General features: G+C 47.4%; 11 protein-coding genes. 9 read left to right on the top strand and 2 right to left on the bottom strand.

Annotated elements, in window-relative coordinates:
- Positions 1-447: 447 nt before the first annotated feature.
- Positions 448-900 carry a MarR family winged helix-turn-helix transcriptional regulator gene (locus H735_RS25510; RefSeq protein WP_005437051.1) on the top strand — a complete coding sequence of 151 codons (453 nt, stop codon included), beginning with the start codon at positions 448-450 and terminating at the stop codon, positions 898-900.
- 28 nt (positions 901-928) lie between these two features.
- Here the strand turns inward: H735_RS25510 and H735_RS25505 are convergent, their stop codons facing one another.
- Positions 929-1,675 carry a FadR/GntR family transcriptional regulator gene (locus H735_RS25505; RefSeq protein WP_020195667.1) on the bottom strand — a complete coding sequence of 249 codons (747 nt, stop codon included), beginning with the start codon at positions 1,673-1,675 and terminating at the stop codon, positions 929-931.
- 238 nt (positions 1,676-1,913) lie between these two features.
- Between H735_RS25505 and H735_RS25500 the strand changes: the two genes are divergently transcribed.
- The 3 genes from H735_RS25500 to H735_RS25490 all read left to right on the top strand — a co-directional run bounded on the left by H735_RS25500 (position 1,914) and on the right by H735_RS25490 (position 5,409).
- Positions 1,914-3,161 carry a M20 family metallo-hydrolase gene (locus H735_RS25500; protein ID WP_020195668.1) on the top strand — a complete coding sequence of 416 codons (1,248 nt, stop codon included), beginning with the start codon at positions 1,914-1,916 and terminating at the stop codon, positions 3,159-3,161.
- Positions 3,162-3,294: 133 nt separating this feature from the next.
- On the top strand, positions 3,295-4,686 hold the full coding sequence (locus H735_RS25495) for a YfcC family protein (RefSeq protein WP_020195669.1): 1,392 nt from the start codon (positions 3,295-3,297) through the stop codon (positions 4,684-4,686).
- 21 nt (positions 4,687-4,707) lie between these two features.
- Positions 4,708-5,409, top strand: a complete 702-nt coding sequence (locus H735_RS25490) for a DUF1028 domain-containing protein (RefSeq protein ID WP_020195670.1) — start codon at positions 4,708-4,710, stop codon at positions 5,407-5,409.
- A 96-nt stretch (positions 5,410-5,505) separates the two neighbouring features.
- Here H735_RS25490 and H735_RS25485 read toward each other — a convergent pair whose 3' ends face one another.
- Entirely contained in the window at positions 5,506-7,650 is a 2,145-nt protein-coding gene (locus tag H735_RS25485) for a TonB-dependent receptor (RefSeq protein ID WP_020195671.1), read from the bottom strand.
- Between the two features lie 142 nt (positions 7,651-7,792).
- On the opposite strand from H735_RS25485, the gene H735_RS25480 reads away from it, so the two are divergent.
- The 5 genes from H735_RS25480 to H735_RS25460 are packed head-to-tail and all read left to right on the top strand — an operon-like array spanning position 7,793 to position 12,344.
- Positions 7,793-8,752 carry an ABC transporter substrate-binding protein gene (locus tag H735_RS25480; protein ID WP_020195672.1) on the top strand — a complete coding sequence of 320 codons (960 nt, stop codon included), beginning with the start codon at positions 7,793-7,795 and terminating at the stop codon, positions 8,750-8,752.
- Complete coding sequence (locus H735_RS25475) at positions 8,736-9,719, top strand: FecCD family ABC transporter permease (RefSeq protein ID WP_020195673.1); 984 nt, start codon at positions 8,736-8,738, stop codon at positions 9,717-9,719. The genes H735_RS25480 and H735_RS25475 overlap by 17 nt, the downstream gene beginning before the upstream one ends.
- Positions 9,719-10,681, top strand: coding sequence for a FecCD family ABC transporter permease (locus tag H735_RS25470; protein ID WP_020195674.1), 963 nt, complete (start codon positions 9,719-9,721; stop codon positions 10,679-10,681). Before H735_RS25475 ends, H735_RS25470 begins: the two co-directional genes overlap by 1 nt.
- Entirely contained in the window at positions 10,681-11,484 is an 804-nt protein-coding gene (locus H735_RS25465) for an ABC transporter ATP-binding protein (RefSeq protein WP_020195675.1), read from the top strand. The genes H735_RS25470 and H735_RS25465 overlap by 1 nt, the downstream gene beginning before the upstream one ends.
- Complete coding sequence (locus tag H735_RS25460; RefSeq protein ID WP_020195676.1) at positions 11,484-12,344, top strand: (2Fe-2S)-binding protein; 861 nt, start codon at positions 11,484-11,486, stop codon at positions 12,342-12,344. The genes H735_RS25465 and H735_RS25460 overlap by 1 nt, the downstream gene beginning before the upstream one ends.
- Positions 12,345-12,398: the final 54 nt, after the last annotated feature.

The following is a 12,398-nucleotide window of genomic DNA, read 5'->3' as shown; positions in this document are numbered from 1 at the left end:
TATACTATTGCTAATAAGTACAAGAAAAGGGCGCTTCGGCGTCCTTTATTTTTGGATTCAATTGGATAGTTTGGATTTGATGTTTAATTTTTACGCCATTCTGAACAGCGAGGGACGAGCATGATTCAGAATCTGCTCACCGAGTGCTGTGACTTGATGTGAAATATTGAGTAAGAGCGTGTGGCAGTTAGATTCCTGATCTCGCTTAGGCTCGTCGGAATGACCGAGATTTGAGTGTTGAAAGAGATCCCCAACTCGCTCGTCCCTCGCTCTTGAGGATGACGGATGTAGGGTCTCTGAGGCTCATCAGAATGCTCGGAATATTGAATTGAGCATGTCACTCAACAACGCGTCATTCCCGAAAGCGACGAAGGAGCGCAGTCGGGAATCTCTTGTAAACGCAGTACTATCCAAATGAAAACAAAGCCGAAAGTAGAATAGGCAAGTATGAAAGATCAGAAGATTTCTCCGATATCCGTGTTGGATCAAAGCCCGATGTTTGTGTGCAGCGTGATGAACCGAACCTTCCGCAATCGTGCCCAAGCAGAGCTATCGCGTCAGGACTTAATGACGTTGGAAATGGCGAGTGCGTTGGCGGCGTTGGAAGAGTTTCAACCTATGAGTCAGCAAGAATTGGCGGATGCGGTTCTAACGGAGCGAAGCGTAGCAAAACGCATGGTGGATAACCTAGAGAAACGAGGTTTTGTTAAAGTTTCCAAGAGCGAAACCAATCAGAGATTAAAGATTCTGACACTCACCAAAGAGGGTGTAGAAGCGGTACGCAAAGTGCACCGCATCATGACCAACCTCAAGCAAGATTTCTTTTCTTGTTTGACGGAAGAGGAATCCGACGAATTCTTCCGTTTGGTGCGTAAAATGACCTTAGCCAATCACGCTTAATTCTGCATTTCAAACGATGGCGAGCCAATTAGCTTTCTGTGAGGAAACGGTTCGCCACTTCAGCTTCTTGCTTCTTCATCAATTGATGCGCGGTCAGCATGTGTTGTTCCATTACTTGCTTGGCTTTTGGCGCGTCACCTTTACGCAATGCTTCCACCAGTGAACGTTGGCTTTGCATGCCCGTTTGCCACAGCTTGTGGTTCCCCGGTTCATACAGTTTACGGTAAATCGTTAGCTCGGTAAGCATCTGCGCAGTAAAGCGAACCACAAACTTCAGCAGCTCATTGCCAGAGTAACTGGCTAAGAGGCTGTGAAACTCAATCGATGCAATGTGGTGTTCGCGCTCTTGATACACGTCTTCTGGTGGTGTTTGGTACTTATCGATTTGCTTATCGAGCGTGACAAGCTGTGCCTCTGTTAATGTGCCTGCCAAAGAGGCAGCGATTTCTGGTTCAAGTGACAAGCGGATTTGGTACAGGTCAGAAATCGAAACATCTTTGAAGAACAGGTAGTTGCTTAGCAGTGCCTGAGCTTTGTTCTCGCTCATTTCGCTAACAAATACACCACCTTTTGGCCCCGTCTTGGTCGAGAGAATGCCTTGTGCTTCAAGGATTCGCATGCTTTCTCGCACCGTGCTTTTGGAAGCATCAAAGGTTTCCATGACTTCGATTTCACTCGGCAGACGATCGCCGGGCTGCAAAGCTTGATCGACGATCCAAGTTTTGATCGATTCGGCCAGTTGTTGAGTTCTACGTCCTTTCGCGCTGCTTGCCACATTTTCCTCGCTGGGTTATTTCGCGGTATCTATTGAATTTTGAAGGAAATTCAAAGGATGTCACCTGTTTTCTGTCTTTCATTTTCTGAAAAACGAACACGGTTTTAGTTATGAAACCATCCGATTATCGATCGAATCGCACTCACAAAAAAGTCTATTTATCATGATAAATGTCTTTCATTTGATATTTATCATGATAAATTAAAAATGAACATGGTTAGAAATAGAGCGATTCAAGATGGAAAAATTTGTAGAAACGGCCAGTCTAGCGTGGGAATGGTTGGAAGATATTGCTCAATGCAGCCAAACCAATGACCCAGATAGCGAAGGCGTGACGCGTTTGTGTGCCAGTGAAGAGCACGCGAGAGCGAATGAAAAACTACGTGAGTGGATGTTGTTGTCTGGCATGGAAGTGCGCATGGATAACGCGGCTAACCTTATTGGTCGTTACCACAGCCCGAACCCAAATGCGCAGACGCTGATCTTTGGTTCTCATCAAGATACCGTGCCAAATGGTGGCAAATACGATGGTATTTTAGGTGTCATCCTACCTATCGCTTTGGTTCATTATTTCCATCAGAAGAAATTCGAATTTCCTTTCCATATCGATGTGATTGCCTTCAGTGATGAAGAAGGCACGCGATTCCAATCGACATTACTCGGTTCAAAAGCCATTGCCGGAACGTTTGACCCGAGCGTTTTGGATGCACGCGACGCTTACGGTATTACGATGCGTGAAGCTCTGACTTCATTCGGTTGCCATCCAGAACTTATTGCGCAAGATGCTTACGACAAAGACAGGGTGTTGGGCTTTGTAGAGCTGCACATTGAGCAAGGCCCGCAACTTGAGCAAGCGAACTTGCCTGTGGGTGTGGTTACGGCCATCACCGGTATTGAGCGCCATACTTTGTCGGTTCTAGGGAAAGCAGGCCACGCGGGTACAGTGCCAATGGACATGCGTCAAGATGCGTTAGTTGGGGCTGCGCAGGTCATCCATATGTTTGACCAACTGTGTAAGCGTGAAGACGACCTTGTGGGTGTGGTTGGCAAAATAGCTAACTTCCCGAACGGTGTGAATGTGATTCCTCAGCAAACGGACATCACTATCGAACTGCGCTCACCAAATGATGCTTCCCGTATTGCCGCACGACAAGAAATGTTGGCAAACATCGAAACCTTAATGACGCAGTACAATCTTGCGTATCGCCACGAACAGACTTACGAGCAAGCGGCGGTCACTTGTTCTGATTCGCTTTCTTCGGCACTGACTCAGGCGATCTCGCTATCCAATATTGAAGCTAAGCACCTATTCAGTGGTGCAGGGCATGATGGCCTTGCGGTGTGTGAATTAACGGACATTGCGATGCTATTTATGCGCTGTACGGATGGGGTTAGCCATCATCCAGATGAAGCGATTCTACAAAAAGATCTGATGGCCGCAGTCGAAGTGCTGAACCATTTCTGCATGCTGATGAAGCATCAATAACACGCGAATAAAACAAGAGAGGGTGGGGATTCATCCTCTTTTTTACTTTTAAAACCAAGCGTTGGTTTTTGCTTGCAAACGTGATTGTTCAAACGAGTGAGCTTTCATTCCTATACTAAGGAGAGATTTTGTTATGGATATGACAAAGAAGATGGAGACGACAGAGAAAAAGGCTTGGTACAAAAGCATGCCGGACCCAATGGTCCTGATCTTTATGATTTTAGTGGCGACTTACTTACTGACCTTTGTTGTGCCTGCGGGGGAATTCTCACGCGTTGTTGTCGATGGCCGAACCACGGTTGTGCCGAACTCATTTGCCTATCTGAATGACGTTCCAGCGGTGCATTTCTTTGATATTTTTGTCGCGATTCCGAAAGGTTTGATCAGTGCGGTGCCTTACTTGTTCATCGTATTTATTGCAGGTGGTTTGTTCCACATCTTGCAACGCACCGGAGCATTAGAGAACGCAATTGGTGTGGCGGTAAACAAAGCGGGTGTGAAGAACCGTAATCTGATCATCACCATCGGCACCTTTATCTACGGCTTCTTTGGCGTGGCGGTAGGCTTTGAGAACAACATCGCGCTTGTTCCGGTTGCAGTTCTGATTTCTGCAGCGGTTGGTTACTCCAGCCTTGTCGGTACGGTAATGGCGGTGGGCGGTATCGGTGTGGGCTTTGCACTGTCACCAATCAACCCTTATACCGTCGGTGTGGCTCAAGGTATTGCTGAACTGCCAACTTTCTCGGGCGCTTGGCTGCGTGCGGCGATGGTGATTTCCTCTCTTGCACTGCTGTCTTACTACATCTGTACTCGTGTAGCGAAGATGGAGTTTAAAGAGCCAGATTCAGCAGAAGGCTTAAGTAAAGATTTATCGGAATACCACCTAGAGAAGAAAGACAAACTGACGCTGGGCGTATTCCTAGCCGGTCTTGGTGTGATGCTTTACGGCGTATTTGCCAATGGTTGGTACATCAACGAGATCGCAGGCCTGTTCTTATTGATGGCGATTGTGATCGGCGCAGTCAACGGTTTAAGCGCCAATGGCATTGTGAAGCAGATGATGGAAGGTGCGTCGGGTGTAACCGCAGGCGCATTGGTCATTGGTGTTGCGGCATCGATTCAAATCATCCTCGACCAAGCGCAAATCATCGATACCATCGTTAACGCGCTAAGCTCACTTATTCAAGATATGCCGATTGCTATCTCTGCGATTGTTGCGAGTGTGGTGCAAGGTGTGATCAACCTATTCGTACCATCGGGCTCTGGTCAGGCAATGGTTACTATGCCAATCCTAATTCCTGTGGCAGATCTCACTGGCATGAGCCGTCAGCTGATGATCACCGCATTCCAAGTGGGTGACGGTCTGACCAACCTTATCGTACCGACTTCTGGTGGTACGCTAGCAATGTTGGCACTTGGTCGCGTGTCTTACGAGCAGTGGCTCAAAGCCATCATGCCATTCATGGCGTTCGTTTATGTTCTATGTTGGGTAGCTCTGTTTGTTGGACAAATGGTTGGTTACTAACGCCTTTTATATTGAGAATCTATGACGATTTCACTTATACACGTTAACCCAGAAACAGGGTTATCGGCTTCCATTACAGCGACTGGCGGCGTTGCCGTCGGTGGCTACGTAAACCACAGTTGGCGTGGGATTGGCGCGTGTGCCACTCAGGGGCTGTTTACCAACCCTTGGTATGCCGACAACGCCAAGCGATGGTTATCGCAAGGGCTTTGTTGCCATGATGTGGTTGAGCGTTTGAAAGAGGGCGATGCTGAATTTGCTAAGCGCCAATGCATGGTAATGGATAAACATGGCCACGCGGCGTTTATCAATGGTGAAGAGAACATCGCGCACGTGGGCTCTCTTGCTTTTCAAGATCTCGCCGTTGCTGGCAACATGTTAGAAAGTGATGCGGTTATTGAAGCATTTGCGGATTCATTTATGGCTCAGACAATGCTGAATGCCGATCAAGTGAGAGCAGGGGACAAACCTCAATATCGTGATAACTACGAAGCAAGGTTAGCGGAAGTGCTCATAACTGCACTGGAAGCCGCGTTGGAAGCGGGTGGCGATAAGCGCGGTACGTATTCCGCTTCGCTTCGTATTGAAAGCTACACGCAAGCGCCGATTGATATTCGCGTTGATTGGTCTGACGATAGTTTGATTGAAGACATGAGAAAGGTACTGAGCCGCGTACAAGCGCCGAGCTTCCAAGAGTTTCTCAACGGATTGCCGAATCAATAAATCAATAGTTTTTCTGAGATTTGTTCAGAGACAAAAACAAAAAAGCCGAACAGCGTATCACTGTTCGGCTTTTTCATATCTTAACGAGGTGAGGGATTAGTACTTCACTTCGTAGTTCAAGTGGAAGCGGCGACCCGGTGCGTTGTAGTAACGTGAGTTGTTACGCTCTGATTGCGCGTACGCCGTCATGTAGTCTTCGTTGAATAGGTTTTCTACAGCGAAGCTTAACGTACCGAACGGAAGATCGTAGTCCACACCAGCGTTTGCAACGAAGTAGCTGTCTACTGCGTATTTCGCGCCAGAAGTGATTTCATCTTCTTTATCACGGTTGCCTGAGTAAACCAGCGTCATGTTGTAGCGACCGAATTCGTAAGCGTCGTAACTGATAACAGACGTTACTTTCAATGGTGCGATACGCGTGCCGTCTAGTGGTTCCCAGCCGCTGTCTTCGTTAAGTTTACGCTCACCTTCTTGCCAAGAGATCGTGCTGTCTGTACGAAGGTTAGCAAGAATGCTGTAACCAAGCGTTGCTTCCGCACCCCAAACTTTCTCTGGTGCACGAGTACTTTCTAGCGCATCGCCTGCTTCGTTTACGTTCAGCGTCGAACCTAGGTCAGATTCGCTGTAGAACGCTGCAAGAGAGTAGTCCGCTTCACCAAGGAAGCCGCGCACACCCACTTCGTAGTTGTCAGTAGTAATTGGCTTGATAGCACCTTCAACTGTTGAGCTGTTACCAGAACGAATGTCACGTAGTGCTTCGTTCGTTGACATACCTTGCGCGAAAGATGCAAACAGCTGGTGGTTGTCGGTCAGATCGTGTGTCACACCAATGTTGAATAGGAACTCGTCAAAGTACGGATCACCGCCTTGAACTTGATCACCTGCATTGTTGTGCGTGTTACCTACCGTGAAATCATCCACGCTTAGACGTACGTACTCGTAACGGATACCGTAAGAAAGAACCGTGTTATCGCTTACGTCAGTGATGAACTGTGCGAATGGTGCGATAGCAAACTGCTCTACATCCGGTGTGTTGTTGTAGAAACCGACGCTGTTTGGCTGTTTGAACGACTGTTGTTCAACGTCCATACCCCAAGTCACGAAAGCCCAATCAATTTGGCTAGAGATGTTGGCTTTCACGCCGAAACGATCAAAATCTGTCTCGTTGTGGCCATATAGCGTTTGACCAAAGGTTGGAGAATTTGGGTTCTTGTCTTTCATCGCAAGCGTGAACGTCTCAGTATCTTGAGCCATCCAGTAACCCGTTACATCGAGCATACCTAAGCTAAAGCCCAGATCTTGGTAACGTGCTTGGTAGTTAGCGAACGTACGTGTCACGTCATTTGGTTTCGCGCCATCTTTGCCTGCAACGCCGTTGTTGTAACCTGGGCCACAGTGAACCGCTTCTGCACGTTTGCCGTTAGCTGCATCGCCATTTGCTGCACACCAGCCGTCGTTGTCAGTAATGTTACGAACGCCAACAGTCAAAGTCAGTGAACGATCTTCGTCGATGTTACGGTTCCAAACGCCGTTTACGTTTAGGTTGTCCATGTCATCTTCGTTGTTTACCGAAGGTAGGCGGTCACCGTTAGCATCGTAGCTGCCGCCACGTTGCTCGTAACCAAGGCCTAAACGCCATTGATCTTTCTCATCACCGCCTGTCGCTTCTTGGTAAACGTTCCAAGTGAACGCATCGCTACCAAACTCTTGGAAGCTTGTGCCAACTTTAGTGCGATATTCTACTGCGCCTTCTTCTGGCATTTTGGTGATCACGTTGATGATACCGCCCTGTGCGCCAAGGCCGTAAACCGCAGAACCACCACGGATAACTTCGATACGCTCAACGTTTTGCGGATCAATGGCCGACAACTCTTGGCCGAAGTCTAGGAAGCTGTTGTTTTGTGCAACGCCGTCAATCAATAGTAGAACGCGACGACCACGGATTTGGTTTTGACCTTTGCTGCTCAGGTTACCGTGAACAGAAGTGCCCATACCCGGAACCAACGTTGAAAGCACATCGTTGATGCTGCGGCTTTGGTTTAACTGAGACTGAAGTTGTTCTTGATCGATAACGGTCACAGAGCGAGGAACGTCGTTAAGCAGCTGTTGAGAACGGCTTGCGGTAACAACCATTGTTTCCATTGCTTGGACTTCGTCGTTACTTTCTGCTGAAACGCCGAAAGATGAAAGAGTAATTGCACTTACCACTGCAATATTTAGCTTAGATAGTTTGAGTTTCATAACTTCCTGCAACTAAAAGTTGTCTTTTATAAACTTGTTAATAAATCGATTTAGCTAGCGATTATTGAGCACTTTGTAATTGCGTGGTAGTCTAGCACGCAAAGAAGTAATGTAAATATCAATAATTATCATTTGTCATTTAATGAGCAATTTTACTGCAGTCGTTATCATTTCAATAATTAGCCAAATGCTGTCTATTCAGCTTGCTTATGCAAGTGGATTAAACGCATCCGTTGTCGATGATCTAGACCATACTATTTCGACGTCGGATGTGACCCATTTCCCGCGTGTTGCAAGCGTATCTACTTTTGGTGCAGAGCTAGTAATAGCAATGGGTGAGAAGCCTGTTGGTGTGTCCGATTATCCTGGTGGATTTCCCCCTTATCTTTCTGCTTTAAATGACGTGCCAAGTCTTGGTAATCGTTCAAGAACTAGCTTTGAAGCTTTGTACGATGTGAAGCCAGATTTGGTCGTTGGTTTGGGGCGAATGTTAGAGCCTTACTATCAGCGCTTTGTTGAAATCGCACCGCCTCTCGGTTTTGATTTGATTACTTTAGAAGACAGTTTTTCTGCGGTAGAGCGTGCAAGCATGGCAATGGGTCGAGAAGAGCAAGGGAAATCACTAAATATGTGTTTTCAGACTTTTCTTGATGAAATGCAATCAAAGCTCGGTAATAGGCAGTTTTCTGGTTTATTTCTGACAAGTGCAGGCGTCACTCCGCGAGCATACTACTCACACTTTATGTCCGTTGCTCTTATGGAAAAATTGAATATCCGAAGTGCGAATGGTGACTCGCCGTACGCGACGAAAACGCCTTTTTCTGGGCAAGTGGGTCTTGAGTGGTTGGTAAAACTCGATCCCGATGTGATTTTTATGTACCAGAACGCCGAGCCACAATTTACCGAATCGAAAATTTGGCAAAGCCTAAAAGCGGTGAAGAACAATCGAGTTTACTTGGTTGATATGACATGGCGAGAGCCAGAAGGGCCACTTTCACGAATTTGGGTGGCGATGGATATCGCCCACAAAGTGTATCCCGATCTTTTCCCTGCGCCTTCTGTTGAACGAGTTTGTGAGGTGATCAATGGCTCATGCTCTTAGGATAACCAAACCAAGTGCGGTGATGGTTCGCAGTTTGGCGACGGCTTTGCTGCTAACAGTGGTTTATGCGTCTTTGTCGAGTGGTATTTACCATTTCGATGCACAGCAAATCATGGCGTTTTTGATTTCTGATTCAAGCAGCCAAGCAGCGTTGGTGTTTTGGGAACTGCGTTTACCTCGTACCTTGATCGCACTCTTTGGCGGGGCTGCGTTGGCGGTATCTGGCTCACTCATGCAAGACATCGTTCGTAACCCATTGGCATCTCCAAATCTGACCGGTGTTATGTCTGGTGCAGCACTTAGCGTGTTAACGGCGACCATGTTTTTGCTGCCATTGCCAACTTTGTTTTGGGGGATTGTGGGTGGATTGCTTGGCGGTGCCATTACCTTATCCATTAGTTGGAAACAGGGCGTCACACCAGCGCGTTTGGCGTTAGCTGGCATTTCTGTAAGTGCGTTTTGCCAAGCAGCGGTGACCTACATTCTGTTGTCGGATCGCGTAGACAGTGAGTCACTGTTTTTCTGGTTAACGGGCAGTAACGCAGGCGCGAATTGGTCGGTGTTTACGCCGCTTGTTTATACCGTCATTCCTGCGTTTATCTTGCTTGCGGTGACGCATAGACAGCGTGGTTACTTACTGCTGGATGACACGGTTGCTCGTGGTCTAGGTATCGCGATCAACCGTTATAGATTGGCGTTTGGTTTTATCTCTGTCGTGCTTACTGCGGTTGCGGTTGGTGCATTTGGTCCTGTTGGTTTTGTTGGCCTTGTTGCCCCTCATCTCGCACGCATGATGGGATTGGGGCTTGGCGGTGCAGCTGTGATTGGTGCGGCACTTGTCACCGCAGCGGACCTCCTTTCTCGAACCCTGCTTATGCCGTTGGAAATTCCTATTGGCGTCATTACTGCGACTTTAGGTGCGCCTTGGTTTCTTATGTTGATTGTTCGTAAGCTGAGAGGGAATTAATGAAAACGCGTTTCTTATTCCCTTGCTTGGCATTGCTGGTGTTCGCTCCTGCACTGTTTATCGCTTCTAACCCAGAGCTTAGACAAGCAGGCGAGCTGTTTATTACTCGCGGTACTTACCACCCATTTTGGTCGCTAACGTTACCAAGATTTTTGCTGGCGATAATGGCGGGTATGATGCTGGCAGTATCAGGCTTATTGCTGCAAACCACCCTTAAAAACCCGTTGGCAGACAGCGGTATTTTAGGTGTGAACGCTGGAGCTTCTCTTGGTGCTGTTTGTGCGATTTTGTTGCCCGCTTGGTTTAATTGGAATATCACCACAGAAAGCGCGTTGCTGCTGTTTTCAATGGCGGGTGGTTTGCTCAGTGCGATTCCTGTTTTGATCGTTAGCCGAATCGGAAATACCAGTCTCACTCTACTCACAGGTGTAGCGATCACGGCGATTCTTGGTGCGTTGAGTTCGGCGCTGATCTTCACTATTGGTCAGGGTAAAACCGATATCGCATTGCAATGGATGGCGGGGGGTATGTATGGACGAGGTTGGGAGCAAGTAAGTTATCTTCTGCCTTGGTTCTTGGCCTGTTTAGCGTTCATTGCTTTGGTGTATTTACCACTAAAATGGGTACGCTACGATGACGCGATTTTGCGTGGGATTGGTATCAACGGTGCTTTGCTGCGCTTGGGGATTCTGTTAGGTACGGTATTTATTACTGCGCCTGCCGTTTCAGCGGTTGGGCCGATTGGTTTTGTGGGATTGGTGATTCCGCACATTGCACGTTTGCTCAGTGCGAATGATCCTTTGCGAACCATGTTCACGACTTTGATTTTTGGCGCTGGCTTCCTCGCACTTTCAGATGTTTTAGCCAAACACTTACTGTTCCCAACCGAAATTCCAGCGGGCGTGATTACCGCACTGCTTGGTGTGCCATTTTTCCTCTTCTTGTTAAGGAAACACTCATAATGACCCTATCTTCAAAAGGGCTTGAAGGGCAATCGCTCACTTCAGGCTACAACGATACGATGATCTTGAACGATGTGAACATCCGTCTTCAAGAAGGTAAGGTGACGGCGTTCATTGGCCCAAATGGGTGCGGTAAAAGTACGTTGATGAAGACCTTAACCGGTGCGATAAAAGCGAAAAAAGGCGACGTGACTTTTAAAGGCAAAGCGCTTAATCAATGGAGGCTTAAAGATCTCGCTAAGCACATTGCGATTCTGCCTCAACATCCTACGGCGCCAGAAGGTGTATTGGTCGAGCAGCTTGTTGCGCTTGGTCGTGTTGCTCATCGCAAGTGGTATCAGGGCAACAGTGAGCGTGACCAAGAAGTGATTACTGAATCGCTTGCTTCTGTCGGGTTGGCTGGTTACGAAAAGCGTGTAGTGAGTACGTTGTCGGGGGGTGAGCGTCAGCGCGTTTGGCTGGCGATGTGTTTGGCGCAAGAAGCGCAGTGGTTATTGCTGGATGAACCAACCAGTTATCTCGATTTAGGTCACCAACTCGAGTTGCTTGAAGTGCTCGATAAGTTGAACAAGGAACGCAACTTAACCATCATTTATGTTCTCCATGAGCTGAGCCAAGCTGCACAGTTCTGCGATGAACTGGTACTAATGAAAAAAGGTCAGATCTTAAAACAGGGAGCGCCTTTGGATGTGCTCACTGAATCGACCCTTGAATCGGTTTTTAAAGTCGAAGGAAAAATGGAAGTCATTGATGGCTACGTTTACTGTTTACCAAAAGCTTATGTTCGTGAGGAAGTGCGTTAATGGAAAACCTGTTTAATCAGTTTCGTACTTTGGTGGCTTTGCCTGAGAATGTTAAAGCGCTGAGTATCACCGAGCAGCAAGCCATCTTGAATCGACACGAACCTTTCTTCCGCTTACGTTTTGTTGAACAGCCGACAGGCATTAAAGCCAGTGAATGGTTTGAGCGTGATTTTCCTGTTGTTGTGCAAGATTACGCGGATTCTATTGAGGCAAAGCTGCCATTTGCCGTGCCTATCTGGCAGAAAGTGTTCAACGCTATTTTGCTCACGTCGCTTGTAGGTCACCGTGTAGTGTTTGATCGTGTGTTGCAGTTAACACTCGATGATCTGTATCTGACGATTGGTGAAGACCATCGCGTAGCAAGCATTGAAGTGTCGAGTGCAACGCCTTTCTTTGCTCTCGAGGCTGGCAATGAATATGCGATGCAAGTGGAATCGGAACTGGCCTTAGATGAGAAACTCGCGCAAGTCATTACGACGCTCTCGGAGCCATTGGTGTCGTTGTACAAAAAACAGAAAGTTAGCCCGAAAGTGTTTTGGGGGAATGCCTTGTACGCATGTGATTTGGCGTTCTCTAAACTTGCGCATCAACCATTGGCCAATGACAGGTTAGATTTAGACGTGCAAGCAGCATCAAAGTGGCAGCAAAACCTATTTAACGCGGTAACACCAAAAGGCGGTGAGTTAAACGCGGTGAAAAAGGTGACCTTTAATGGTTTTCAAAAGCTCTACGTGAGACGAGAAACGTGCTGTCTGAAATACAAAATTGAAGGCAAAGAGAAGTGCTCAACCTGCAACTTGCACGATTCAGAAATCCAAGAAAACATCATGCGTAACAAACTGCTCAGTGCCATCGCATAGCTTTGCCTGCATCGCTTGTTGATATCCTTTCCCTCATCGGCGATTTTCCAATTG

It is taken from the genome of Vibrio owensii CAIM 1854 = LMG 25443, from assembly GCF_000817815.1.
Classification (GTDB): domain Bacteria; phylum Pseudomonadota; class Gammaproteobacteria; order Enterobacterales; family Vibrionaceae; genus Vibrio; species Vibrio owensii.
The sequence above is the reverse complement of the archived record's forward strand: the minus strand, read 5'-3'. Positions and strand labels throughout refer to the sequence as shown.

Bases quoted from the DNA above. Each gene is read 5' to 3' on its own strand.
- H735_RS25510 (WP_005437051.1), top strand. From the start codon at position 448: ATGAAAGATCAGAAGATTTCTCCGATATCCGTGTTGGATCAAAGCCCG.
- H735_RS25500 (WP_020195668.1), top strand. From the start codon at position 1,914: ATGGAAAAATTTGTAGAAACGGCCAGTCTAGCGTGGGAATGGTTGGAA.
- H735_RS25495 (WP_020195669.1), top strand. From the start codon at position 3,295: ATGGATATGACAAAGAAGATGGAGACGACAGAGAAAAAGGCTTGGTAC.
- H735_RS25490 (WP_020195670.1), top strand. From the start codon at position 4,708: ATGACGATTTCACTTATACACGTTAACCCAGAAACAGGGTTATCGGCT.
- H735_RS25485 (WP_020195671.1), bottom strand. From the start codon at position 7,650: ATGAAACTCAAACTATCTAAGCTAAATATTGCAGTGGTAAGTGCAATT.
- H735_RS25480 (WP_020195672.1), top strand. From the start codon at position 7,793: ATGAGCAATTTTACTGCAGTCGTTATCATTTCAATAATTAGCCAAATG.
- H735_RS25475 (WP_020195673.1), top strand. From the start codon at position 8,736: ATGGCTCATGCTCTTAGGATAACCAAACCAAGTGCGGTGATGGTTCGC.
- H735_RS25470 (WP_020195674.1), top strand. From the start codon at position 9,719: ATGAAAACGCGTTTCTTATTCCCTTGCTTGGCATTGCTGGTGTTCGCT.
- H735_RS25465 (WP_020195675.1), top strand. From the start codon at position 10,681: ATGACCCTATCTTCAAAAGGGCTTGAAGGGCAATCGCTCACTTCAGGC.
- H735_RS25460 (WP_020195676.1), top strand. From the start codon at position 11,484: ATGGAAAACCTGTTTAATCAGTTTCGTACTTTGGTGGCTTTGCCTGAG.